This window comes from Natrialba asiatica DSM 12278 (assembly GCF_000337555.1).
Lineage (GTDB): Archaea > Halobacteriota > Halobacteria > Halobacteriales > Natrialbaceae > Natrialba > Natrialba asiatica.
The window spans coordinates 1-24,983 of record NZ_AOIO01000019.1 but is presented as its reverse complement, the minus strand read 5'-3'; the positions used below and the strand labels follow the sequence as shown (position 1 = coordinate 24,983).

General features: G+C 60.7%; 18 protein-coding genes. 6 read left to right on the top strand and 12 right to left on the bottom strand.

The window, feature by feature from the left end; all coding sequences use genetic code 11:
* Positions 1–120 precede the first annotated feature (120 nt).
* Positions 121–2,457: a hypothetical protein gene (locus tag C481_RS05970; protein ID WP_049904462.1), complete on the top strand. Its 2,337-nt coding sequence runs from the start codon at positions 121–123 to the stop codon at positions 2,455–2,457.
* Between the two features lie 86 nt (positions 2,458–2,543).
* Here C481_RS05970 and C481_RS22920 read toward each other — a convergent pair whose 3' ends face one another.
* Entirely contained in the window at positions 2,544–2,678 is a 135-nt protein-coding gene (locus C481_RS22920) for a DUF7503 family protein (protein WP_006108229.1), read from the bottom strand.
* Positions 2,679–3,035: 357 nt separating this feature from the next.
* The gene (locus tag C481_RS05965; protein ID WP_006108228.1) at positions 3,036–5,975 is read right to left on the bottom strand and encodes an oligosaccharyl transferase, archaeosortase A system-associated; all 2,940 of its coding nucleotides are present in this window, start codon (positions 5,973–5,975) and stop codon (positions 3,036–3,038) included.
* 287 nt (positions 5,976–6,262) lie between these two features.
* Here C481_RS05965 and aglG point away from each other — a divergent pair, with 287 nt between their 5' ends.
* Positions 6,263–7,207 carry a glucosyl-dolichyl phosphate glucuronosyltransferase gene (aglG, locus tag C481_RS05960; protein ID WP_006108227.1) on the top strand — a complete coding sequence of 315 codons (945 nt, stop codon included), beginning with the start codon at positions 6,263–6,265 and terminating at the stop codon, positions 7,205–7,207.
* A 31-nt stretch (positions 7,208–7,238) separates the two neighbouring features.
* On the opposite strand, the gene C481_RS05955 is transcribed toward aglG, so the two are convergent.
* The 10 genes from C481_RS05955 to C481_RS05910 all read right to left on the bottom strand — a co-directional run bounded on the left by C481_RS05955 (position 7,239) and on the right by C481_RS05910 (position 19,568).
* A complete protein-coding gene (locus C481_RS05955; RefSeq protein ID WP_006108226.1) occupies positions 7,239–8,156 on the bottom strand; it encodes a glycosyltransferase in 918 nt (305 codons plus the stop codon).
* Positions 8,156–9,058: a glycosyltransferase gene (locus C481_RS05950; RefSeq protein ID WP_006108225.1), complete on the bottom strand. Its 903-nt coding sequence runs from the start codon at positions 9,056–9,058 to the stop codon at positions 8,156–8,158. The genes C481_RS05955 and C481_RS05950 overlap by 1 nt, the downstream gene beginning before the upstream one ends.
* 115 nt (positions 9,059–9,173) lie before the next feature.
* Positions 9,174–10,148, bottom strand: a complete 975-nt coding sequence (locus C481_RS05945) for a hypothetical protein (RefSeq protein WP_006108224.1) — start codon at positions 10,146–10,148, stop codon at positions 9,174–9,176.
* A gap of 91 nt (positions 10,149–10,239) precedes the next feature.
* Positions 10,240–11,226 (bottom strand): alkaline phosphatase family protein, encoded by a 987-nt coding sequence (locus tag C481_RS05940; RefSeq protein ID WP_006108223.1) that lies wholly within the window; start codon positions 11,224–11,226, stop codon positions 10,240–10,242.
* 41 nt (positions 11,227–11,267) lie between these two features.
* A complete protein-coding gene (locus C481_RS05935; RefSeq protein ID WP_006108222.1) occupies positions 11,268–12,674 on the bottom strand; it encodes an oligosaccharide flippase family protein in 1,407 nt (468 codons plus the stop codon).
* Between the two features lie 155 nt (positions 12,675–12,829).
* Positions 12,830–14,635, bottom strand: coding sequence for a glutamine--fructose-6-phosphate transaminase (isomerizing) (gene glmS, locus C481_RS05930; RefSeq protein ID WP_006108221.1), 1,806 nt, complete (start codon positions 14,633–14,635; stop codon positions 12,830–12,832).
* 1 nt (position 14,636) lies between these two features.
* The gene (locus tag C481_RS05925) at positions 14,637–15,824 is read right to left on the bottom strand and encodes a sugar phosphate nucleotidyltransferase (RefSeq protein ID WP_006108220.1); all 1,188 of its coding nucleotides are present in this window, start codon (positions 15,822–15,824) and stop codon (positions 14,637–14,639) included.
* Between the two features lie 309 nt (positions 15,825–16,133).
* A complete protein-coding gene (locus tag C481_RS05920) occupies positions 16,134–17,360 on the bottom strand; it encodes an MFS transporter (protein WP_006108219.1) in 1,227 nt (408 codons plus the stop codon).
* Between the two features lie 274 nt (positions 17,361–17,634).
* The gene (locus C481_RS05915; protein ID WP_006108218.1) at positions 17,635–19,239 is read right to left on the bottom strand and encodes an SLC13 family permease; all 1,605 of its coding nucleotides are present in this window, start codon (positions 19,237–19,239) and stop codon (positions 17,635–17,637) included.
* A gap of 83 nt (positions 19,240–19,322) precedes the next feature.
* Positions 19,323–19,568 (bottom strand): hypothetical protein, encoded by a 246-nt coding sequence (locus C481_RS05910; RefSeq protein WP_006108217.1) that lies wholly within the window; start codon positions 19,566–19,568, stop codon positions 19,323–19,325.
* Positions 19,569–20,028: 460 nt separating this feature from the next.
* On the opposite strand from C481_RS05910, the gene C481_RS05905 reads away from it, so the two are divergent.
* The 4 genes from C481_RS05905 to C481_RS05890 all read left to right on the top strand — a co-directional run.
* Positions 20,029–20,598: a cupin domain-containing protein gene (locus C481_RS05905; RefSeq protein ID WP_006108216.1), complete on the top strand. Its 570-nt coding sequence runs from the start codon at positions 20,029–20,031 to the stop codon at positions 20,596–20,598.
* A 167-nt stretch (positions 20,599–20,765) separates the two neighbouring features.
* Complete coding sequence (aglF, locus tag C481_RS05900) at positions 20,766–21,503, top strand: UTP--glucose-1-phosphate uridylyltransferase AglF (protein ID WP_006108215.1); 738 nt, start codon at positions 20,766–20,768, stop codon at positions 21,501–21,503.
* A gap of 161 nt (positions 21,504–21,664) precedes the next feature.
* Positions 21,665–22,648: a GDP-mannose 4,6-dehydratase gene (locus C481_RS05895; RefSeq protein WP_006108214.1), complete on the top strand. Its 984-nt coding sequence runs from the start codon at positions 21,665–21,667 to the stop codon at positions 22,646–22,648.
* A 1,023-nt stretch (positions 22,649–23,671) separates the two neighbouring features.
* The coding region (locus C481_RS05890) for a Cdc6/Cdc18 family protein (RefSeq protein WP_006108213.1) at positions 23,672–24,983 on the top strand (1,312 nt) is incomplete at its 3' end.

Here is a 24,983-nt window from a genome sequence, read left to right as displayed (position 1 = left end):
CCGCGCAGCGAGGCGGCTGAACCGAATTTGCCGTTCCAGTCGGGAAGACGGCAGATACCAGATACCCGATAGTACCCTTTTTGGCGGTGGCCATGAATGTGATTTATACTCGAGGAAGACATGACGATCGAGTTCACGGAAATAACTACCCCGTCTGGACTGGAGATTCACGATTCGATCGAACAGCGCCATCTCCAAATCGAAACGCCACAGCCAGTGTCGATCGAATCGCCGGTTTCCCATACGATTGCAGCCACAGCCCTTGCCTCGGCGTCGAATGTAGATGTTGATTCAGTCACAGCACAGCACGAACCGGCATCGGCAGGTGACTCCAAGAATTTCTATTTCCCAGTTAACAAGACCTGTACGATCGAAACCGACGAGATTCGGTTCGATCAACGCCTCTCGGTAACCATTCACGACGGCGCTGGACGAACCGAGGCGAGCTTCGATGCCGGAGAGCGGGGACAACTCGACGACCGAACGCAATACATCGGTCTCAGTGGTCCGATTAAACTCTACTGTCGTATTGACGCCCCCGGAACGATCGACGTTGGCTTGACCGCGGTCCGTGTTAATCTCGACGACACGACGGAGATTAAACTCGGTGCCAGATCGCTACACGACAGGCCCGCCGGCACGATCACGACGCCGCCCGATCTCGACTCGATGGCAACGGCTATCTCAGTACTTTCCTTGGCACTCAAAACTACCTCGCCGGAACGAACGTGGCCGACGCTCCGTGGACATCCACCGCTCATCGAGCTTGGTGATACTCTCGAAATTCCCGATTCGATCCCTAAATCGACGATTCGTGACGACATCGATGATACCTATTGGGAATCGTTCGGCCCGAAAGGCACATCCTGTGACGTGGCTTCTCGAAAGAACAATAGTACCACCGGCACGGCTGACACGCCCACGAGTTCGGCGACAACTGAGACCACGATCACTATCACAACACCGCCAACCTATCTCGCTCTTTTTCAGGCTGCCCCACTCGCGTTCTTTCTCGGTGCGACAGTCCAACTGACGACTCACACCAATTCGCCACCTGCACTTCATACGCCACAGTTCGAATACTCACTTCCGACCGGAAAGGCATTCGGGGACGAAATCGCTGCTCTACTCAAACGGTTCTTCTTTTTCGATTGTCTCACCAGAACCGAAGGCATCTTCCAATACGATCTCCTCGAACGCTCGTTTCTGGAAGACGACCTCTCGTTCGATTTCTCATCGACCTACGAGAAGCCGCTTCCTAAACGACTCGAACTGTACCTCAAACCGCCGACTGATCTCATCGAGGAGTACATCCCGCGGTGGCCCCTCACTGCTCACATCCCACCGGAGCCGGAAAGCATCGAACTGCTTCCGTTTATCGTCAACGAACTCGGAATCGTTCGCCCATCTCATGGCCGAACCCCTGAGACGATTCCATCCCAACCGCCGGCGGATGCCCGTCTCGTCCGGTCGGCAAGCGAACCGGGCGCGCGACGGCCGTCGTCGTCCTCGTCGCCCTCGTCGTTCCCGGACGCCTCGGAGTTCGTCGTGCCAACGGTCACGGATGAATCGATTGAACACGCCTGGTTCGGTAACAACGTCCCTCAGAACGCCTCTAAGGCGACCATCGAAGCGTACCGGAATCAGCTAAATCGGAATGCTCGAAACGACTCCATCGAGATTTTGCTCGTCTGTAACGACGCCCGCATGCTCGACGAACACGACCTGCTCGATGCGACCTACGGCACCCGCGACGAGCTACCGTTCGAGATCCACTCCGAGTTCGGCGTCGACACGATGAAACTCGCCGACCTCTTGACCAACGGCGGGTACGACTTCGTCCACTACATCGGTCATGCAACCGAGGATGGACTGCGCTGTCCCGACGGCGACCTCGACGTTCGGACGCTCGAATCGGTTGACGTCGGTGTGTTCTTCTTGAACGCCTGCCAGTCCTATCAGCAGGCGCTTGCGCTGACCCGCCGCGGTGCGTTCGGCGGTGTGAGCACGTACAGCGACGTTGCAAACGACGACGCGGTCACTGCGGGAGAAACGATGGCGCGCCTGCTCAACCGCGGCTTCCCGCTCCGTGGTGCACTCGAAATCGCTCGACAGAATACGGGGTTAGGTGACCAGTATCTCATCGTCGGTGATGGCTCGGCCGATATCGCCCAGTCTGAAGGAGGTGCCCCGGCTGTCCTTCAACTCACCAATCGCGAAGATGGAACTGTCGACTTCGCCATGCAGTCGTACTCGACAAAGGAGTACAAATTAGGTACCACAACGGAATCCAGCCTTCCAACGGTTGCAGACTGGCACCTAAGCCCGGGTTACACACCGTTTTTGTCCGTCGATGAGGACTCTCTTCAAGAGTATCTTTCTTGGAGCGAACTTCCCGTCGTCCACGAAAAAGAACTCTTCTGGAACGACGGTGTTGGCGCGTTCCATTTCCCGTGACAGATAATTCCGCTACTACTGGCGTATAGAACGGCCGTTTTCATTCCACAAGAACGTTGATCGCAATAAGGTCTGTCCGTTTAGTATTAGGGACCGACCTGAGAGTACGTCCCTGCGGCTGCCGTTCCTGCCTGACTGAGCAGCAACAGGAGGGTAAACATCGCGCCGATCATTCGCGGGTGCTGTGCCAGGTAGTCTTTCATTCCGTCTGTGTTCAACATTGCATTCCTATCGATGTAACCAATGGTAATAAAATTATCTTATGATTACATACTCATGATTACAAGAAAATATTACATGAAAGAGATAGAGTCAGACGGTACCCATCAGAGGGGTTACGCTGATGCGATACTACCGACTCTTCGAGGCTAGTGTGACAGTCATTCAACCATATCTCGCATCTCTTTTCTCCTTCATTCGTGCTTACCTATTAGATGAATTACGGAATGGCCCCTCATTCGTCCGATTAGGCGGAGAAGAAATGATCCCTCGAATACACTAAAACACCACCGACGCCAGTAAAACGAGTTCAGCAGGCAGCCGCTACGCCGACCGAAAATCGGCGGGTCTGTACGACACTACGGCGCCGTTTTAGCGCTCACCGCGGCAGTCGTCTCGGTGTCGTTGCCCGATGAATCGTCGCCGGTACTTGCGTCATCGGTGGAGTCGCCTGCCTCACCGGTCTCGTTTCCGGTCCCGGTATCGCTTTCGTTACCCGCGTCCGTCTCGTTTCCGTCAGCGCCGTCGTCGAACTCGACTTCTTCGAACTCGGTCGTGATGGTGTCGCCCTCGACGACCGCCGTCTCCGGAACGGCCGTGGTCGCCTCGTACGCGCTCGTCTCGTTTCCGTCGGCCGTCACGAGCGAGAGCGTGTAGTTCTCGTCAAGCGCCTCGACGTCGCTGTTCGTGTAGCCGTCGTCGACGCCGAGTTCATCGCTCGTCGCGTACGGGACGGTCAGTTCGAACGAACCGCTCTCGTCGACGGTCCCGCGCTGGGTGTAGTTGAACGTGGTGCCGGTGTTGGTCTCGAGTTCGAGCGTCGCGGTCACGACGTCGCCCGCTTCGACGGCGTCTGCGCCGACGGTGCCGGTGAGCGTTGCGCCCTCGACGCGCTCGTAGGTTTTGACGGATGCCGTCTGGCGCTGCCCGATGAGTTCGTACTCCAGGTTCGGATTCTGTTGGATAATGCTGAGTTCGACCTGCGTCTGCCGACTGTTCAACTGCTGGTTGATCCGGACCTGTGGTGTTCCGTCATCGCTCATAAGCACCTGATCGGTGTTCGTGTTGATGATTGCGTAACTGATGAACGCCGATTGGTTGTCCGCGTCTTCGTGAACGAGACGGTAGTGGTCCATCCCGACGGCATTGTTGAAGTACAGCGACGAGGTCATCGTATCGTCGTAGGGCAGATCTCCGAACCGTTCCGAAACCTCATCTCGATCGATTTGTTCGTTCGCACCGAGGTCGTCCGGCGTGATGTAGTGGGAGTAGTCGGGCCCGGACCAGGCGGAAATCGCGGAGAACTTTCCGGCGGCCATCCCGTCGTCGATCATGATGTACCGGATTTCCTCGTTGGTCTCGTCTGCGTCGGCGACGATCTGTTCGAGTTCCTCGTTGGACTGGTTACTGACGGATGCACCGGCGGCGATCGCGTCCAGGACCAGCTCACCGCGCGTTTCGGATTCTGCGGTCAGGAACGCGGCCGAGGACTCGGCGTTTTGCTGGAACGGGTTCGAGTGGGGAATCCGTTCGGCCTGTGTGGTGATCAGGTGGCCGTAGTCCCACCAGGACAGGACGCCATACGATCCGACGGGATAATCGTAGTCACCGTCTCCGGGCGAGTAGGTGCCGTAGTAATCGAGTTCACTGGCGTTGTCCGCGCCAGCCCAGTTGCCGGGGGCCGGCGTGTTTTCGGCGAGCCACTGGTTCGAACTCTCCCAGGTCTGGGCATCGCTGTGTGGCTGTACTCCGTCGGCCTGCTGCCACGCGGTCGATCCTTGTGCCATCGGCGGAAGCAACGGCGCAAACAGCAACAGGACGATCATAACGAGGACGATGACCTGGTAGGTTTCGGCCTGACGCAGCGAGTCGATGCTGTTCCGAACATCGAAATCGAATAGACGGGCGATATCGGCCACGAAGGCAGCGTTCACAACGACGACAGCGAGCGTGAGGTAGTACGAGAAGCGAATCTGGGTCGCTGCCATACTAATCAGGAACAGCGACCAGACGATGATCAGCATGTACTCCGCGCGGAACTTGCGGCCGAGGAACGGCCGTGCAATCAGCAAGGCCAGACCGACGAGCATCGTGTAGAACGCCGCACCGAACTCGTCTCCGACGAACTGGGTGAAGTTATCCGGCGGCTGAGCCTCTTGAATCGTCAGGTCGGTCGCCGTTCCACCGAACGGAATCGCACGACGGGCCGCGTTGGAGACGATATTGTCGAACAGATCCGGCAGCGCCAGCCACATCACGGCGAAGGTAAGGGCGATGAGGGCCCCAATCGCGGCCGGGTAGTAACGGCGGTCGATGTCGGTGTTGTTCCACTGTCGAGCGAACCAGGCCATGAAGAGACAGCCCCCAGCGACGAGTGCTGCACTCAGAGGTTGCAAGAGCCCAAAGCTCGTCGCGCTCGTACTGAACTGCTCTATCAACAGTGTCGTGATGATTGCGGTGAGACCGAGGCTAACGGCACCGACGAACGCGACGTGATCCGGCGAGACGTTCCGAACGTAGTCCAGACAGAGCTGGATCGTGAAGAAGATCGCGAGAATGCCGACGAGGACGACGCCGGACGGCCAGACCCAGATATACAGCGAGAGAGCAATCCCCGCGAGAATACTGTAGATCGTCGGCTGACGCAGCGTCTCCCAGTCGCCATCAACGAGCAATTCGTAGATCGGCTGTTCGCGTTCGGCCGAGCGCAACGCTGCCATCAGCGCCAGGATTGCAATCGCCATGAACAGGACTTCCCCGATGTGGTGATCGAGTTGTCCGACCGTCGATCGCGAGAGGAACTGACCCGGGATGAGTGCGAGGAGGACAATCGACGTGATGCCGCCGAGTGTGCCGCCGAGGCGGCGGCCGATGTAGAACACCGGAATCGCGATGAGCCCGGCCATCACTGGAACCGCGAGCAGAGAGACCGTGTACAGGGTCTCCGGCGACGGGTCACCGAGGCCAACGATCATCGCCACGGTGACGATCAGTTGATCGAACAGCGTCCCGAACTGCCCGACGTAGCGGCCGGTCGGAAACCCGGTCCAGACATCGAACGGCATCGTATTCGGGAAGTTCTCCGACGTCCACTGGATCGTTCGCCAGTGGTACCACGAGTCAACTCCGGCGAGGGCGGGCGTCCCGTCCTCGGTGATGAATTCACCGTAGGCCTGGGTGCGTACCCAGATCATGAACAGTATCACAGCCCCGAGAACGGGCACGTGATACCATTCGGACCACGTCTCGAGGACGGACTCATCCGTCTCGTCCTCGACGTGTTCAGTGTTGGTACTCATTAGGTTCCACCAGACCCAAGCAAAGAATAAGTCTTGTTATATACTTGTCTCCGATCGACCGGTCCGATCACCCGCCAGCTCGCGTTGATACGACTGCTGTCCGTCAGTTTCGGCGCAACCGTGAACCCGTCCTCCTGTTTCCCGGGAAATCGGTACAGCAGACCGGCTGAACCCGCAGGAAAAACTGCAACACAGCGTCCACGATTCGACCACGACGGCCCCGTCCGGACTCTCCAGACCAAGAGAAGGAAAAGGCTTATTCGCTATTCAGGGCAATTCTGTGGACGATGAAGGTCTCCGTCGTCATCTGCACGTACGCGATGGAACGCTACGACGTCTTCTCCGAATGCGTCGACAGCGTTCTCGAACAAACGTACGATCCTCTCGAAATCGTCATCGTCGTCGACGGAAACGACACCGTCTTCGACCGCGTCACCGACGAATACGGAGCCCACGACGACATCGTCCTCCACTGCAACGGCGAAAACCAGGGTATCTCCTACAGTCGCACCCGCGGTGCCGAACTCGCGACCGGCGAGGTCGTCGCGTTCATCGACGACGACGCCGTCGCCGAACCCGACTGGATCGAAGAACTCGCCCGCGTCTACGAGGAGACCGACGCCATCGCCGTCGGCGGCCACGCGAAGCCCGACTGGGTGACCGAGAAACCCGAGTTCTTCCCCGAAGAGTTCTACTGGCTCGTCGGCTGTGACGAGCGCGGCATGGGCGAGCACATGGAAGAGTTGCGAAACACCTACGGCTCGAACATCTCCTACCGGCGAGACGTCTTCCTGAACGTCGGCGGGTACGACGAAAATACCGGCCGGAAGGGTGACCGGCACATCCAGGCACACGAAGCCCCGGTCTGCATCCGCATGGCCAATGCGTACGGCAAGGGCGTCATCTACAACACCGACGCCGTCGTCAACCACAAACTGTTCGACTACCGCGGGGACTTTCGCTGGCTGGTGTTCCGGTCGTTCTGGCAAGGCTACTCCAAGCGCATCATGGACCTGCTGTTACCCGAAGCCGCGGGGGACAAAAACGACTATCTGAAACAACTCATGCTCGAGTTCGTTCCCTCGCGACTCCGAGAACTGGGGCGCGAGCCGACGGCCCCGAAAGGCAAGCAACTCGCGACGATTTTCGTGTTCACGGCGGCGGTCGGCTTCGGCTACCTCTACGGCCTTCTGCACTCGGCGGATGAACTCGTGGGCGCAGACGGCACATAGATCCGGCCGACCGGAGGCTTCTTTTGTACGCTTACGGGCGTGGTTCGAGTTCAGGCGGCCCGGCGCTGTCGCCGGCACCGCCTTCATCTCGCGCGTCACCGCCGCGGAGTGACGCCAGGTATTCGTGGTAGTACCCGAGTCCGCGGACGCCGGTGAGGGTTTGTGAAAGCGCACTAAACGCGAGCCGATCACGCAGTGGGAGAGTCGAGTCCGGCGATTTGATCCCCGACGGGCGCGGCGGTACGCCGGGCGTTCCGTACCGCTCCGGATAATAGCGCTGTAATTGACACAGCCCGCGGCCGACGCGACGATCCTTCGAGATCAGCGCGCGAAGCGAGTTTCGGGTGGGATGAAACATCGTCACGTCCGCGGCGGCGTGCATCTCGTAACCGGCCTCGTGAACGCGATTGCCGAACTCCTTGTCGCCGCCGGACACGAGTCGATGATCGAACAATCCCACGTCCTCGAAGACCTCGCGCCGAACGAACAGGCAACACGTCGGAACGAACTGCTGGTGTTCGAGATACTGCCCGATGGGAAAGCCGGTGTGGTGATCGTAACGAGCCGCGAGCGTCGGATTCTCGGGCAGCGTGAGGTCGACGGAACAGCCCATGTAGTCCGCACTGGTTGATCTGAACTCCTCGAGTGCCGACTCGAGCCAATCTTCGGGGACCGTCATATCGGCGTCGACGAAGGCGAGGATGTCACTGTCGGTAGCGCGAACGCCGGCGTTCCGGGCCGCATAGGAGGACTGAATCTCCGCTTCGGTACCGTGGCGGATCGACTCCCCGTCAGCATAGTCGTCGATCGTCGTCGGCGTCCGATCCGTCGAGCCGTTGTCGACGACGACCGCCGTCGCGTCGGTCGCCGCGAGCTGCGGGCGAAGCGATTCGATCGTCGTCCGAACGCCCGCGGGATCGTTGTAGACGGGGACGATTATCGAAACCATCAGGAATCCCCCCGAGCGAGCGCGACGGTTTCACGGAGTGAACTCGTCGTCTGAATCAGCTTGAGTCCGTACTCGAGTACGTAGTAACTAAGAAGTTCGGGGACGGACGCGGATGTCCCCGAATACCGTCGGTAGAGACGCAGCGGGCTCGGCGGCAGGAACCGGACTGGATGTAACGGATGAACGTCGTTACTGTCCGCCGGGTGATAGTGTCGTCGCTGCGCTCGTCCGCGACCGATCCGGCGCGCCTTCGATCGAAGCGCGCCGAACGAGTCGCGGGCCGGGTGAAAGACCGTTATCGAACCGGCGTATCCCTGTTCGAAACCAGCCCGGTGGACCCGCTGGCCGAACTCTTTGTCCCCACCAGAGACGAGTTGGTCGTCGAAGGGGCCGATTTCGTCAAAAACCGCGCGACGAACGGCGAGTGCACAAGTTGGAGCAAAGCGCTTTCGCTCAAGGTACGCCTCGACGGGAAACGAGAGCGCCCGTTCGTATCGTTCCCAGAGGGACGGCGAATCCGACGCGGAGATGATCTCGACGTCGCACCCGAGATAGTCGCAGCCGCGAGACTCCAGTGCAGTAACCATCTCGCTAATCCAGGTTTCCGCGACCCACATATCCGCATCGATAAAAAGAAGGATATCACCTGACGCGCGTTCGACACCCGTATTCCGTGCAGCATAGGAACTCTGAACGACAGTTTCCTCGGCGGACACCACGCGGTCTGGATACTGCGATTCCCACCGACGTATCACGTCGGCCGTTCCGTCCGTCGAATTATTATCGACGGGAATGATCTCGTAGTTTCCGTACGTCTGCTCGGTAAGCGAGTCGAGTGTCGTCTTGATTCCTCCGGGATCATTATAGACGGGAACGATAGCAGAGACGCGTGGCGCAGGCATGGCTGAGATAGCCCTAGGTTACTACCAGAGGACAATAGTAATTCTGAACCATCGCATCACGCACGGACGTTGCTGTCAACCGTGGATCCACGGCGAAAGCGTCGATACGGACGAGTCACAGGTATCCCAGATCCTGAAGGTGATCCTCGATATCGGTCGATTCCTCGCTCAGGTACGACCCGTCCGGAACGAACGTCCCTTCGTCGGTAGCCGCCGTCGACACCCACGGAACTCGCTTGACACAGGGAAGCAAGAATCCCTCCGGGTGCCCGTACACAGAGTACTCGCCGAACGCGTTTCCGTGATCGGCCGTGATGACAACTGACTCCGCATCGACGTTCTCGAGCAGTACCTCGACCTCGTCGAGGACGAGACGGAGGTTCTTCTCGTACTGCGTCCAGACTTCGTCGTGTTCGGCCTCGCCCGACTCGAGAGACTTCCACCCGTTCGCCTCGACATCCGTCGGCGTCCGGTCCTCCTCGAGCGCATCGGCGATATACGGAATGTGCGGCTGCATATAGTGGGCGATCACGCGATCGTAGTCGTCCTGCCGAGCGAGTTCAACAGTTCGATCAGTAACGGCACGCGGTGGAACGCCGAGTTCATCCCGGTGGGCGGACTCCCAGAGCAAATCCAGGTGACCGAAGTCCTCGCGATCGACGGTGTTCCAGTCCGGCCAGCAAAACGGAACGGTTTCGTCCGGTGGATAGTCAGCAGTGACAAAGGTTTCGTGCGTGTGCCCGTTCCCGCTGATGTACGCAGTCTCGGCGATTTCAGCCGCGTGGTCCGCGGTGAACGTCTTCGTAAGCCACTCGTGCGAATGACTGCCAATAGACCAGCGGGAATCGACGGTGTCGATGAACTCGTAGTCCTCGGCGACGGCCTCGAGTACGTCGACACGACAGGCGTCAAGAATGACCAGCATATCCCAGTCTTCATCGTACACGTGCGTTCCGAGCGGCCACCGCGACGTAATCGTATACCAGAGCCCGAGATAGAACGTGAAAGCCGCGTGCATACTTCCGCGCAGTGGGTCGGACAGGATCTGTGTTCGATGATCGCGCAGCCACGTTGAAAACGATCTGTCCATCTCTCGTTGAGGGGTTCTTACAGACGACCAAAACGATGCCGATTCGGGAGAGTGCGATGGGGAACGGACCAGTGTGGACAGTATTCACCGACTACCGGTAGCCCAGGTCCTTCAGGTGCTCCTCGATATCCGCGCGCTCGCCGCGTTCGGTATCCGACTCCACCTGCGGCTCTCGCGTTCCAGAGTCCTGCGCAGCGGTTTCCACCCACGGGACCTTCCGCACGATCGGATGCGGAAACCCCTCCGGATGTCCGTACGCGCTCACTTCGCCGAACTCTTCGCCGTGATCCGCAGTGATCGCGACCCGATCGGCGTCGATGTTGGCGATCAACTCCTCGACTTCGTCTAAGACGAGCCGCAGCGTCTCCTTGTACGCAGCGTAGACCGCTTGGCGGTCCGCCTCACCGGACTGTAGTTTTTCGTACCCCTGCCGTTCGAGTTCGGTCGGCTCTCGCCCCTCTGCAAGCGCGCGGCCGATGTACGGAAGGTGTGGCTGCATGTAGTGAACGATGAGGCGGTCCGGATCGTGCGTTCGGCTGGCCTGGATCGCACGATCGGTCATCGTCTCTGGAAGGGTCACCCGGTACGTGTCGTCGAGATGGTCCTCCCAGACCATCTCGAGCGCTTCGAACGAGTCGGGATCGGCGATATCCCACCGGGTGAAATCGACCGGGGTGGCGTTGTTTACCGGCGGTTCCATGCGTTGCTCGAGTATCCGGCGAGCGTGCGGATTCGACGTAATATACCGCGTGCGTTCGATCTCCGACCGGTAGTCGGTCGAGAACGTCTGCGCCAGCCACTCGGCGGAGTGGCTCCCGACCGACCACTGTTCGTCGACAGCAGTGATGAACTCGTACTCGTCCGCGACTTCGCGGAGCGTATCGGTCCGGCAGGCGTCGAGGACGACGAGGACGTCCCAGTCGCGATCGTAGACGTTCGTTCCAACCTGTCGCCGGGACGTAATACCGAACCAGAGCAGAAGGTACCACGAATAGAGGACATAAAGCGGGGCGCGGGTCGGGTGCTCGCGGAAATGGGACGCCATCTCTCGCGCCCACGCTCGGAGGTTCGTTCGCATTGAGGGACTGTACGGTGGACGCGAGTGATGAACCAACCGATCTATTCCGAGACGAGGGACGGGAGCGCAAACGGGAGGTTGTCCTGAACGGTGGTCCTGAACTCCTCGGAGAGACCGAGAAGGACGAGGAAGTAAACCGCTGCGCCGACGCCGACGAGGCCGATGACGAGCGGGAGCGAGTTCCCGATCAGCAACCGGCCCAGGAGAACGACTGCAGCCATCACGACGGCAGCGAAACACTGTTTACTGATTTCTGCAACGGGGACGGTTACGTCGACGACCTGCGTGGCGTAGTAGTAACCGAGTACCAGCCCCAGCCCGGAAGAGAGCGTCGTTGCCGTTGCCGCACCGTACCAGCTGAACTGCCAGGTGAGGACGACGTTGAGGACGAGGTTCGTGACGACGAAAACGGCGTTAACGGCGAACGTGAGGTCGGGGCGATCGATCGCATCGATCGTGTTCAGGAACTGCCTCATGTAGCCGTATAGCAGTCGAGCGAACGTGAGAACGAGCAGGATGTAGTACCCCGTCTCAAATCCCGGGCCGTAGATCGTCAGAATAACATCACCGACCAGGGCGCTCCCGACGAGACCGGGGATAATGAACAGCCCCGAGTACGCGAGGCTGACGCGCAAGAGGCCGGCGATCTCCCCGTGAGAACCCTCTTCGGAGGAAATCTTACTTATCTCGGGAAAGAGCGTCTGCGAGATAGAGACCCCGAAGATAGCGAACAGCGACGCGAGGTTCCACGCGACCTCGTAGACGGCGATCAGACTGTTCGAAACGAAGACGGCGAGGATGATCGTATCCATCGACATAAACGTTCGATTCTTGATCGAACTGAGCCAGGAGAACTGGGCGTAGGACTTGAGCCGAACGAACTCCCGTCGCGTCGGCCTCGTTCGCGGAATCGTCATAAAGTAGGTCCCGAGAGCGGCTGCAACGAGCGCCCCGACGACGTACCCGACAAACGCGCCGGCGATCTTGAAACCGGAGAGAACGAGGAGTACCTGAACGAGGCTTCGACAGGTCCACTCAACGGGGGACAGAAGGCTGGAAATGTGAACGAGATGTTGCCCGTCCAGCACCTTCTGGACCAACGACAGCGCGAGTTGCGAACCGAGCATCGCGACGAGAAACCACGTCGCATCGATGCCGATGAACTCGTTCAGATACGGCCGACAGAGCAAGAGCGCGACGACGATGATCACGTAGAGTCCGAACTGGACGATCGCACCGGAGAGGACGAAATTCCCCGTCGTGTTTTCACTGACTCGTTTTTGAATCGCCCTGGGAAGCCCGAGCTTTCCGGCCATGGCGACCCATGCCAGTATCGAGAGCGCAACGACGTACGTCCCATACCGCTCCTGGCCGAGCGTGCGCGTCAGGACGACCGTCGCAACGAACCCAGAGACGGACATGACGAACCGGGAGACGAAATTCACCATCGATGTCTGTCCGAATCTCATGGGTAGTATCGGGAGCCTCCGCTCTGTTGGCGAGTTTTCGCTATCGCGTTATTAATATCACGTGTTCTATCGAGACAGGCTATTGCGCCGAGATCAATTCGGAGGTCCAGTCCCAAAATACAACAGCAGTGCTGCTATTCCACGGTCACGCTCTTTGCGAGATTTCGGGGTTTATCGATCGACCGCCCCTGTTGATTCGCGATAGCGTACGCGAACAACTGGAAGTAGACGTTTGCGACGAGCGGCGTTACCGGTCCGAGGGAGGGAACGGAAAACGCCGTATCGAGCGAGTTCGTCTCGACGGAGCCGTCGACGATCCCGATCGCGGACGCGCCGCGGGTCTGGGCCTCGGCGACGTTGTTCAGCGTCTCCCCGGGGCGCGTTCCCTCGGTCAAGACGGCGAGGATGGGCGTATCTTCGGTAACGAGTGCAAGCGGGCCGTGTTTCAATTCGCCCGCGGCGAATCCTTCGGCGTGATCGTACGCGATTTCTTTCAGTTTCAGGGCCCCTTCCAGCGCGACGGGATACCCGTGCGAGCGGCCGACGAAGAAGTACGCAGCGGCGTCGACGAACGCTGTGGCCGCTTCCCGAACGTCGTCTGCGCCGTCTAAGACCTGCTGAACTGCGCCCGGGAGCCCTCGAAGGTCCGTCAGTACGTCTCGAGCATCGGCGGCAGACAGCGCGTTTCGCTCCTGGCCGACGAAAACCGAGAGCAGAGCCAGCGTCGTTACCTGCGAGGCGAACGTTTTGGTCGCGGCGACGCCGATCTCCGGGCCGGCCCGGATGAAGAGGCTGTCGTCGGCTTCCCGCGTGACCGTGCTCCCGAGCGTATTCGTGACGGCCAGCGTCCGGATGCCGGTGCCGTTCGCCCGGCGGAGTGCACTGAGGGTGTCGGCCGTCTCGCCGCTCTGGGTGACGGCGACTGTGAGCGTTCGCCAGGGGTCGCCGCCGTCGACGGTGTACTCGCTCGCGAGTTCAGCCGTCGCCCGAACGTCAGCGAACGATTCGACGAGTTGGGCGGCGTAGTGGGCGGCGTAGAACGACGTGCCACAGGCGACGAACTGGATTTCGTCGAGCGAGTCGAGGAAGCCGGCCGGGAACGTCAGATCGAGATCGGCCGTGCCGCGTTCGAGGTCGATCCGCCCCGAGAGCGCCTGTCGGAGGGCAGTCGGTTGTTCGTGAATCTCCTTTAGCATGTAGTGGTCGTAGCCGCCTTTTTCGGCGGCGGCGGCGTCCCACTCGACGGTCTCGATAGGTCGGTCGGCGACCTCGCCGTCCCGGTACACGGTCGCGTCGCCGTCCGCGAGCGCCACGGTGTCGCCGTCCTCGAGATAGGTCACGTCCCGAGTGTGCTCGACGAACGCCGTCACGTCGCTGGCGAGAAACGCCGCGTCGTCGCCGTGGCCGACGACCAGCGGACTCTCGTGGCGCGTCGCGACGATTCGGTCCGAACCGGTGCACACGGCCGCAATCGCGTAGCTTCCCTCCAGTTTCGCGACGACGGACTCGAGGGCGGCGTGCAGGTTCCGGTCGTCGTCCAGTTCCCGTTCTAGCAGGTGGGGGACGACTTCGGTATCGGTCTCGCTCGCGAACTCGTGGCCGTCCGCGACGAGTGTCGCCCGCAACTCCTCGTAGTTCTCGATGATTCCGTTGTGAACGACGGCGATATCGTCGCTCATTCCGGTATGTGGATGGGCGTTCGTATCGGTCGGCGGCCCGTGAGTCGACCAGCGGGTGTGGCCGATGCCGCAGGTCGCACCGGCGACGGCCGGCACGCCGAGGTTGCTCACCTCCCCCTCGCGTTTGGTGATGGTCAGCCCGTCGTCCCCGAGGAGGGCCATGCCGGCGGAGTCGTAGCCGCGGTAGTCGAGATTCTCGAGCCCCCCGTGGACGATCGGCCCCGCTGCATCGTCGCCGACGTAGCCGACGATTCCACACATGTTATCCCCTCCTGACGACGGCGTCGGGCTCGATTCGCCCGGAAACGTGCGCTCCGGCGTCGACGGTAGCGCCATCGCCGAGCACCGTTCCCGGATCCACGGTGACACCGCCCCCGAGGGTCGCATTATCGCCGACGACGCCGCCGAATTCGACGTTTTCGTGCGCCTCGCCGTCGACGACGATCGTGCTGTCCCCGCCGGCGATGGTCGAGTTCGCGCCGACGCGTGCGTTCCCCGCGATGACCGCGTCACGAACGACCGATCCCGCCTCGATGACCGCATCCGGGAACACGACAGCGTTCGAGACGACCGCGTTCGCTTCGATCGTCACGTTGTCGCCGATCGCCGCGCTTCCCCCGACCGTCGCGTTCGGCCCCAGCGTCACGTCGTCTCCGATGACCGTATCCGGCGCGACCTCGCCGTCGCTTCCGTCCGCTTTCGTCGCCGAGTCCGCGGCGCTGAACTCGGTGCCACCGAGGACGGCGGCGTTGACATCGAGGAGGTCCCAGAGGTAGGATACGTCGAGCCAGATGTCGTGTTCGCGGATCGCCCGCACGGGCCGGTTCGCAATGATCGTTTCGAGGGTCGTCGTGATCGCGAGTTCACCCTTCTCCGTCGGCGTCTCTCGAATGGCATCGAAAATCGCGTTCGAAAAGCCGTAGACGCCGGCATTGATGAGGGTAGATCGGGTTGGCGCAGCGGGCTTTTCGGTGATTTCGACCACCCGGTCGCCCTCCAGCGAGACGACGCCGTAGTCGCTCGCGTGCGCCGATTGCGTTACCGAGAGGACCGGACGGTCGGCGTCGCGTTCGAGTTCGTCTCGAACGTGTACGACGAGCGAGGGGTCGACGATCCGGTCGCCGTTGAGAACGAGGAACGGGCCGTCGATCGCCGCATCGGCCTGGAGTACGGCGTGGGCGGTGCCGAGTTGGGTTTCCTGGGTGACGTATTCGATGTCGACGCCCCACTCATCGCCGTCGCCGAAGTAGTTCTTGATCCGTTCCTGGCGGTAGCCGACGACCAGCACGATTCGGTCGATATCAGCATCTGCGAGAGCCGACACGACGTAGGCCAGTATCGGCCGGTTCGCCACCGGGACCATGGGTTTCGGCCGCCGATTCGTCAGCGGATCGAGCCGACGACCCTCGCCGGCCGCGAGAACGACGGCCGGCACCGTGGCATTGCTCATGGAACTCGTTGCGCGGGAATCCTTGAATAACTGCTGATGGCCGCGGTCCGTCGGCATCGGACGGGGAGAGTGCGACGGCCGCGATTACGACTCGAGCGCGGCTCGGACCGGGAATCGAGCGAGTGGCCGAGAGAAGGGTGAGGGGTGGATCGGGGCAGTGGAGCGATGAAAAAGCACGTCGGGGGCGGTGGTCGTCCGAAGAACGCGACGACGGGCGACGACGGGTAACGACGGGCAACGACGGAGTTCGATGCGGAACGGAGGAGTTGCCGAAATCGAATGCGTACCGTGAAGGCTCGAATCGGCCGCTTACCGCCGGTCGACGCGCCGTCGAGCGAGGAGGAACAAGATGAGGACGAGTGCGATGAACGCGGCGCACGCGAGCAGCGTCCACGCGGTATCGTAACCGCGGCCGTCGACGAGGTATCCGAACGTCGGCGGGGCGACGAGCGCGCCCGAATTGAGCGCGAGCTGGCCGCCCGCCGTGGCGCTCCCGATCCCGTCTCTCGGAACGATCGATCCGATGCACGAGTAGTAAATCCCGGTGAATCCGAGGATAAACGCGCCGAGAAGGGCGAACAGTAGCAGGGCAGCGAGCGGCGTCTCGACGAACGGGATCGCCGCAAAGAGGACCGCCGAGAGGCCCGCCTGCAGTGCGAGGAGCGACAGTGTTGCGGGTGTCACCGTGTTGAAGGAGTTATCGGCGATCCACCCGAAGCCGATACGGCCGACGCTACCGGTCGCCTGCGCGGCGGCGAGGGTGATGCCGGCGAAGACCGGACTCGCCCCGATCCCGTCGTTCACGTAGAGGATCGTATAGCCGACCGTGGTGAACAGTCCCGCGCCGAGGAAAAATCCCGCGGCGACGAGCACGACGTACTCGGAGTCGCCGAGGTGCGTCCGAAGGGACGTGCCCGAGTCATCAGTGTTCGAGCCGGCGGTATCGTAGCAAGCACGGAAGCCGACGGTGCCCGCCGCCGCGACGACACCCGCTCCCAGAAATGCAATCTCCCATCCGACGTGACTCGCGCTGAGGGGGACCAACAGCGAACTGAGACCGCTTCCGGCGGTCACTCCCATCTGTTTGACTCCCATCGAAACGTTGAGTCGCTCCTCCGGAATCGCGTTGAAGACCGCCTTGTTCGTTCCGGGAATAGCCGTCGCGTAGAACGCTCCGAGAACGGCCACGACGGCGAGCAGAACGGGATAAGAGGGGACGACAACCACGAGGACGGTCGTCGTTCCGAGACCGATCAAGCCGACGACCAGCACTCGGCCCTCTCCGTACCGGTCGATAAGACGCCCGACAGGGACGACGCAGACCGTGTATCCGAGCATCAATGCGGTCAACACGAATCCGACAGCGGTCGTCGACATGCCGAACTGGACCCGAATAAAGGGCGTAACCGCGTAGATGGCGTAGAAACAGACGCTCGCGGCGACCTGCCACGCGAGAATAAGAGCGGTGTACCCCTTCCAGCTACGCGGACGCAGGTTGACGGCGAAGTCCGGCACGGATTCGGTTGGAATGGTCATCGCTCGTCCCGTGGCGACGGATACATCGACGGTCTATGCGCGTCTCGTGGTCCCGCACATGCCGACGAGAGCCGTTTGGCTGACGGAAACCGATCGATTTTGGTCCTGTTTCCGGTTCCGTTCCTGTTGCCACTCCAGGTCCCGTTTCGTTCGATTCCGATCACGGCCCCCGCGACGGAAGCCGGTAACGAACGCGATTCGTCGGGAGACGGCAACCCTCTCAGAACCAGGCCCACGACCCGGGCCAAGACGAGAACTCGCTCCATCGCATCCATCACCACAGCATGTGCGGCCAGACGAAGGTGAACAACAGCCAGATGATCGCCGTCAGGACCGCGGTCATGATGCCGTTCAAGATGAGCCCCGTCCGCAACATGTGGCGCTGTTTGAGATACCCGCTCCCGAACACGATAGCGTTCGGCGGCGTCGCGACCGGAAGCGCGAACGCGAAGCTAGCAGCGATCGTCCCGGCGACCGCGAGAAATAGCGCCGTCGAGAAGTCCGTGAGACCGAGCGTCGCCGAGAAGACGCTCCCCAGGCTAATCAGAATGGGGACGATGATACTCGTCGTCGCGGCGTTCGACGTCATCTCGGTCAAGAAGATGACGAGCAGGATGACCGACCCGATAACGAGGACGATGGGTGCCCCGACGAGTCCACCAAAGAACGTCTCCGCGATCCACTCGGTCGCGCCCGTGTCCGCGAGACCGTTCGCCAGCGAGATGCCGCCGCCGAACAACAGCAACGTTCCCCAGTCGATATCGACCAGTTCGTCCCACTCCATCGTGTCCGCTAACACGAGCGCGGGAACCGCGGCGACGCCAACCAGCACGTAGTACAACAGCCCCTGGTGGCCTTCGACGCCGAAGACCGTCATCCCGTCCCCGCCGAACAGCGTCGTCAGCCAGACGGACGAGAGATACGGCTCGAAGAACTCGCCGAGTCCGCCAAGTACCCACAGGCCAGCCGTTACGGCGAATATCGCTGCAACCCGTTTCCCGCGTGAACCGAGTGCTCCCTCTTCTTCGAGTTCAGCCCGAGCGGCCACTCGCGCCTCCGCGACATCCGGAACTCTGGGCGGATAGAGCACGTACGTAAGGAGGAACCACACGAGCGGTAACGTGACGACGACGACCGGAAGCCCGATGAGGAACCAGTCGACGAACCCGATCTCGTAGTCGAGGACGGCGTTGAGTTGCCCGACGAGGATTGCGTTCGGCGGCGTCCCAATGATGGTTCCAACGCCGCCAACGCTCGCGGCGTACGCAGTCCCCAGGAGCATCCCGATCTGAATATTTGTGAACTCGTCGACCGCCTCCGCTGTACCGCCGTCCGAGGCCGTCTTGGCGTCGGTGCTGTGTGCCGCCGCTTGCTGGGCCGACGCGAGTTCATCGCGATCGAGGACCTGCGCGAGGACGCCGACTGCGATCGGGGTCATCATCGCGGTCGTTGCGGTATTCGAGACCCACATCGACAGGCCGGCGGTGACGAGCATGACGGCGAGGATGAGTCGACGCGGCGAGCTCCCCATCGTGGCCATCGCGTAGAGCGCGATTCGCCGATCGATGTTGTATTTCTGAATCGCGTTCGCGAGCATAAAGCCCGCCAGGAACAGGAAAATCAGGTGGTCGGCGAATCCCGAGAGTGCGACGTCCATATCGTCGTAGACGCCGGTTCCGGTTAGCAGAACCGGGATCGTCAGTGCGGTAACGGCAAGCGGAAGCGCGCCGGTGACCCAGAGAAAGCCCGCAAAGAACATGGTCGCGATCGCGTACTGGCCCGTCGCAGACAATCCTGCCGGGGATGGCACAGCGGCGATCAGTACTGTTCCGAGAATAGCGACGAAAAACTGCGCGATCCGGCGTTGAGATCGACTCATATGGCTGTGTATCATTGATACACACGATGATTAACATTATTGTTCTTAGTTCTTGTTATCCCGCCACATTCTGTGGCAAAATGTTAAAAATAGGTGACAATAGCCCGAATCTGCTCGTCGGTAAGATCCGCGCTGTAGAGTTCGAACAACGTCCGTCGGCGCGATTGAGAGAGCGAACGATTTCCGCTCTCGAGCATCGAGATGTGGGCTTGCATGAGACCGTCGACCTTCCGTTCGACCGCCCGTTGTTCGTATCCGGCCGCTACTCGAAGCAATCGCCAGGCGAGCGGGGATATTTGATCCGGGTTTAGGCCGTCGGAACCGTTCATACGTGGAGGGATACGAGAAACCCAAAAGGTTCTGTTGGAACACTCCGCCACTAACCGCTGTTTTCCGGTCAAATTCGATCGGCACCTCCGAAATGAGAATCGAAGTCGGTGGCGAGAAAGCGTCCATCTGGGCAGCAGTCGGTCGCGAACCGTTCGAAGCGCTGGCCGGAGAGATCTTTCAGCCGATCAAGTTCCGATGCTGCGCTGTTTCTCGAAGACAGGTCGAAGCGATGTGCGGTCGGGCCGTACCAGCGGGAAACCCGCAACCCTTTGGCGGGCGACCGCGGTCGCTGGGACGACTAACTGCTTGTATTCCTCGGATCGAGTACGGGGGCGACCCCAGGAAAAGGTCACTCATCGAAACCTAGCTTGGTCTCTTCAAATCGACCGTGAGAGGGTTCTCACTCGTCATAGATAAGGGAAAAATACATCACGAAGGTAATGCATATATAACATTCTGATGACTCCCTCCAGAACCGCTTCGAACGAGTGCGTTCGCGCCGCATACGAACAGTTCACGGAGCTCCTCGCGCAGGGCGACGGCACGTTCATCGAAGAGGGGCCGGCTATCCTTCAAGACGCGATCGAAACCGACGGGTTCTTCGACGGCGTCGAGACCGAGCGCGCTGAGGACACGTATACCCGACGGCTAATCCACCACGAACCGGACGGACCGGTCATTCGGTTCATGGAATGGCCCCCGGAATACGCACTTTTGCCTCACGAACACCACGGCCGGCCTTGCTTCGAGGTGCTCGTCGACGGACAGCTCTTCGTCGCCGACATGGAAGCGGAGATTTCTGCCGATAACGAGTACGAACTGAACGTCGTCGAGAGCACCGTTTGTAACCCGAGCGACGCGGGCATCGTCGACCCGCGGACCGGTTCGGACATCCACGCGGTCTACAGTCCGGTTCGGACGCGGTCGCTGCACGTGTACCCGGACGACAACCACTACGGAATTGGGTACGTGCCGTCGGACGAACCGAACGACCTGTACAGGAAAGAGCGATTTCAGTTGCGTGAGTAGCCGTCTCCGGTCCAGATACGTGGCTTACACCGTTCCCACCGGAAGTCGAAAATGGCACAAGAACAACACGACGGGCTGCTCGGTTCTCGAACGCCCTCGACTGAACGGCGCTCGCGGCGAAGATGCATCCCGAAGACATATAGTACTAGGTTCGGACCACTACCCATATGCAAGCAGTCGTGCTGGCCGCGGGCAAGGGAACCCGCCTTCGGCCGTTGACGGAGGACAAACCAAAAGTCCTCGTCGAAGTCGACGGGACGCCGCTCATCGAGGATGTCTTCGACAACCTCCTCGACATCGGCGCGACCGAGTTCATCGTCGTCGTCGGCTACCAGAAAGAGCAGATCATCGAACGTTACGGCGACGAGTACGAGGGCGTGCCGATCACGTACGCCCACCAACGCGAGCAGCTCGGGCTCTCACACGCCATCCTCCAGGCGGAACCGCACGTCGAGAACGAGTTCATGTTGATGCTCGGCGACAACGTCTTCCGCGGGAACCTCGGCGACGTCGTCAACCGCCAGCAGGAAGACCGCGCCGATGCGGCGTTTCTCGTCGAAGAGGTGCCCTACGAGGAGGCCTCGCGCTACGGCGTGCTCGATACGAACGAGTACGGCGAAATCGTCGAGGTCGTCGAAAAACCCGACGAGCCGCCGTCGAACCTCGTGATGACCGGCTTCTATACGTTTACACCGGCGATCTTCCACGCCTGCCATCTCGTCCAACCCAGCGACCGCGGCGAGTACGAACTTCCGGACGCCATCGATCTGTTGATCCAGTCCGGGCGGACGATCGACGCGATCCGTATGGACGGCTGGCGGATCGACGTCGGCTATCCCGACGACCGGGAAACCGCAGAGGAGCGGATACAGGGTGAAACGCCGTCCGTCGCCGATTCGGAATAGTCGGAGTTAGGGCGCTCGTCGGCTGGGCGCGATCTGTGCGCTTTGCGTCCTGCGTATTCGATACCGAACTCGTACTCGACGATCGCCACGCGCGAGCGACCGGTTCGCAGCTAGCTGATCGGTTCGAAACGCACTAACGATATCACGTAGTGATAGCCGACATGAACGTCCTCGTCACCGGTGGTGCAGGCTTTATCGGCTCTCACATCAGCGAACGACTGCTAGAAACGGGCCACGCTGTCACCGTTCTCGACATACTCGATCCGTACTACGACCTCGGACTCAAAGAACGGAACGTCGAACGGTGCCGCGACGCGGGCGGCGACCGCTACGAGTTCATCGAGGGCTCGATCACGAACGACGAACTCGTCCGAGATGTCGTCTCGGGTCGGGACATCGAGTTCATCTACCATCAGGCCGCCCAGGCCGGCGTGCGGACCAGCGTCGAGAATCCGAAGAAACCCCACGAGATCAACACGACGGGATTGCTCAACCTGTTGCTCGCAGCCGACGAGTACGGCGTCGAACGGGTCGTCAACGCCTCGTCCTCGTCGGTGTACGGCGAGGTCGAGTACCTGCCGTACGACGAGGACCACCAGAACGTGCCCCAGAGCCCCTACGGCGTGACCAAACTCACGGCCGAGCACTACTGTCGCGTCTGGAACGAGGTCTACGACGTCCCGACCGTGAGTCTCCGTTACTTCACCGTCTACGGCCCGCGGATGCGGCCGAATATGGCGATCACGAACTTCACCTCCCGCTGCCTCAACGGCGAGCCACCGGTGATCTACGGCGACGGGAAACAGACCCGCGATTTCACCTATATCGACGATATCGTCGACGCAAACTGCTCTCTTCTCGAGACGAGTGCCGCCGACGGCGAGGTCATCAACGTCGGTTCGACCGGGACCATCACGATCGAGTCCCTCGCAACCCACATCGTCGACGAGACCGGCGCGCCCGTCGATCTCGAATACGACGATGCCAAGGAAGCCGACGCGCGCCACACCCACGCGGACGTCTCGAAAGCGACCGACCTGCTCGGTTACGAGCCCACGGTCGACATCAGAGAGGGCGTCTCGCAGTTCGTCGACTGGTACCGGGCGAACCGCGACTGGTACGAACCGCTCGTCCTGAACTCGTAGCGCAAACCCGATTTCGTTCTTCCCCACCAAAAACTGCGACCTGAACGCGAATATCCGTTTCCGCGGCCGGTTCTCGCTCCCCCACACCGGATTTCAAATGAATCCGGCGACCAACGGTCGGGGCGAGACGTTCACCCAATTGGGACGGTGAGCGTCGATACCGGCAAGAAACAGGGGAAGAGAGGCTATAGAGCCGTATTATCGCGGCGAGCTCGCAGCGTCTTTTCCCGTATAATATAACTATTTCTATAGAGGTAATCTAGTAGTAGTACGAACGAGAGAGAAATCGGATAGATGGCTTCCAAAGCTTATTTTCTGGAGCGACGATCAGTACCGACGGGAGGATTATAACGGATGAGTTCAGAAGAGACCTCCGACCGCGTTTCGAAGCCGATCACACGCGAGTTCAGGCGTCCGCGTAGTGGGGACCGCACACCGGATTTCAGATGAATCGGTCTCGGAATCCGTCCAACGCGGTCAGTCAGTTCGGGACGGATCAACCGCCGCTGTCGTGCGCCGTTGCGGTGAACGCTCAGAATACGGTCGCTCGGGAGAGCGGTCCCGCTTGATGGACCGGGAGACGGAGCCGGTCGCGTGACTTCAACACGAAGACGAAGCTATCGCTGCGGGGGCGGATATACTGTCACTGCGCAGAGTAGCATCCCGAGAGCCGAACGAACGGATCTCGACCGTACGAGCGAATCCGTCCCGGCCGTCTCGACCGCGCAATTCATCTGAAATACGGTGTGGGTGTGTCGTCGAACGGGCCGCGACAACCGTCGTCCGAGATTTCATTTGAAACACGGTGTCGGTCCGTCGTGCACGACTGGCGAGATCGCGTTCTGGAGTCGACCGTCGAAACGAAGTTCATTTGAAACGTGGTGTATCACGCTCCACGAGGAGCCACAACGGAGACGAGAACCGGAATACGGAAAGCACTGCCGAGATCGGGAGAACAGCCCGATCTCCGTACAGTGGAAGCGAGAAGAAAGAACTAAACGGAAATCATCTGAAAGACGGTGTATGACGCTGTTCGTGGAGGAGGGTGAAACGCTCGGCGAGTTCGCCGCCGAGCACGGTGCCGTGGCTCACTCTCGCTCCGAATCTCGCGACGATCCGCTATCGGTCCTCGACGAGGAGGATCGTATTTTTGCGAACGAGGATCTCCTTCGCATCGATCACGTGCCCGACCAGAACAAGATCGTCGGTCGAAACAACCAGATCGAGACCGTCGCTCGCCGACTCAAGCCGACGATTTCCGGGGGGACGGGAAAGGGGACGCTCCTGCTCGGCAAGTCCGGGTCCGGGAAGACGCTGGTCACCCGGTACGTCAGCCGCGAGGTCGTCGACCGGGGCGAGGAAAACGACGTGCGCATCGGCCGCGCCGTCATCGATTGCGCGCAGCGCCGGTCGGAGGTACAGACCGTGATCCATCTCGCAAAGCGGCTCAACGAGCCCGACGAAACCGGGGTGACGATTCCGCACTCCGGGATCGCGACGGGCGCGTACTACGACCGGCTGTGGCAGGTCATCGACGCGCTGTACGACGCGATAATCGTCGTGTTAGACGAGATCGATCGTCTCGCGCCACCCGACGACGTCCAGAACGTGCCACCCGAAGAGGCCGACGACAGCAAACTCCTCATGCAACTCTCGCGGGCGGGCGAGGAGAACGACGTCGACGCGAGCATCACGGTCATCGGGATCAGCAACGATCTCAAGTACGGCGACCGCCTCGATACTCGCGTCGAGAGTTCGTTTTCGCCGGACGAAATCGTCTTTCCGGCTTACGATGCGAACCAGCTCGGGGATATTTTGACCAGGCGGCGGGACGCGTACCGCGAGGACGTGTTGACCGACGACGTGATTCCGCTCTGTTCCGCGTTTTCGGCGCAGGAACACGGCGACGCACGACGGGCGATCGACCTCTTTCGACTCGCGGGCGAGGTCGCCCGAGACGACGACGCGGAGCGCGTTCGCGAGGAGCACGTTCGGGTGGCGAACGACGACGCCGAGGTGACGCGGATTCAGGACCTCATTCGCGGCTGTCCGACGCAGGCGAAGATCGCGATCGGGGCGCTCGCGACGATGGACGAGTTCAGCGAGCGGTCGGCGTTCAAGGCGACGGAGATGTACCGCGTCTATCGGGCGTTCGCGGAGGCGATCGATACGAACGTGCTCGGCAAGAAGCGGATCACGGACCAGCTTCGGGAATACGAGACGCTGAAGATCATCGATATGAAGCGGACGAGCGACGGCTATCGCGAGGGGACCTATCTGCAGCTCTCCTTGCTCGACGACTCGGCTCTCATTTTGCAGACGATCGGACTGGACG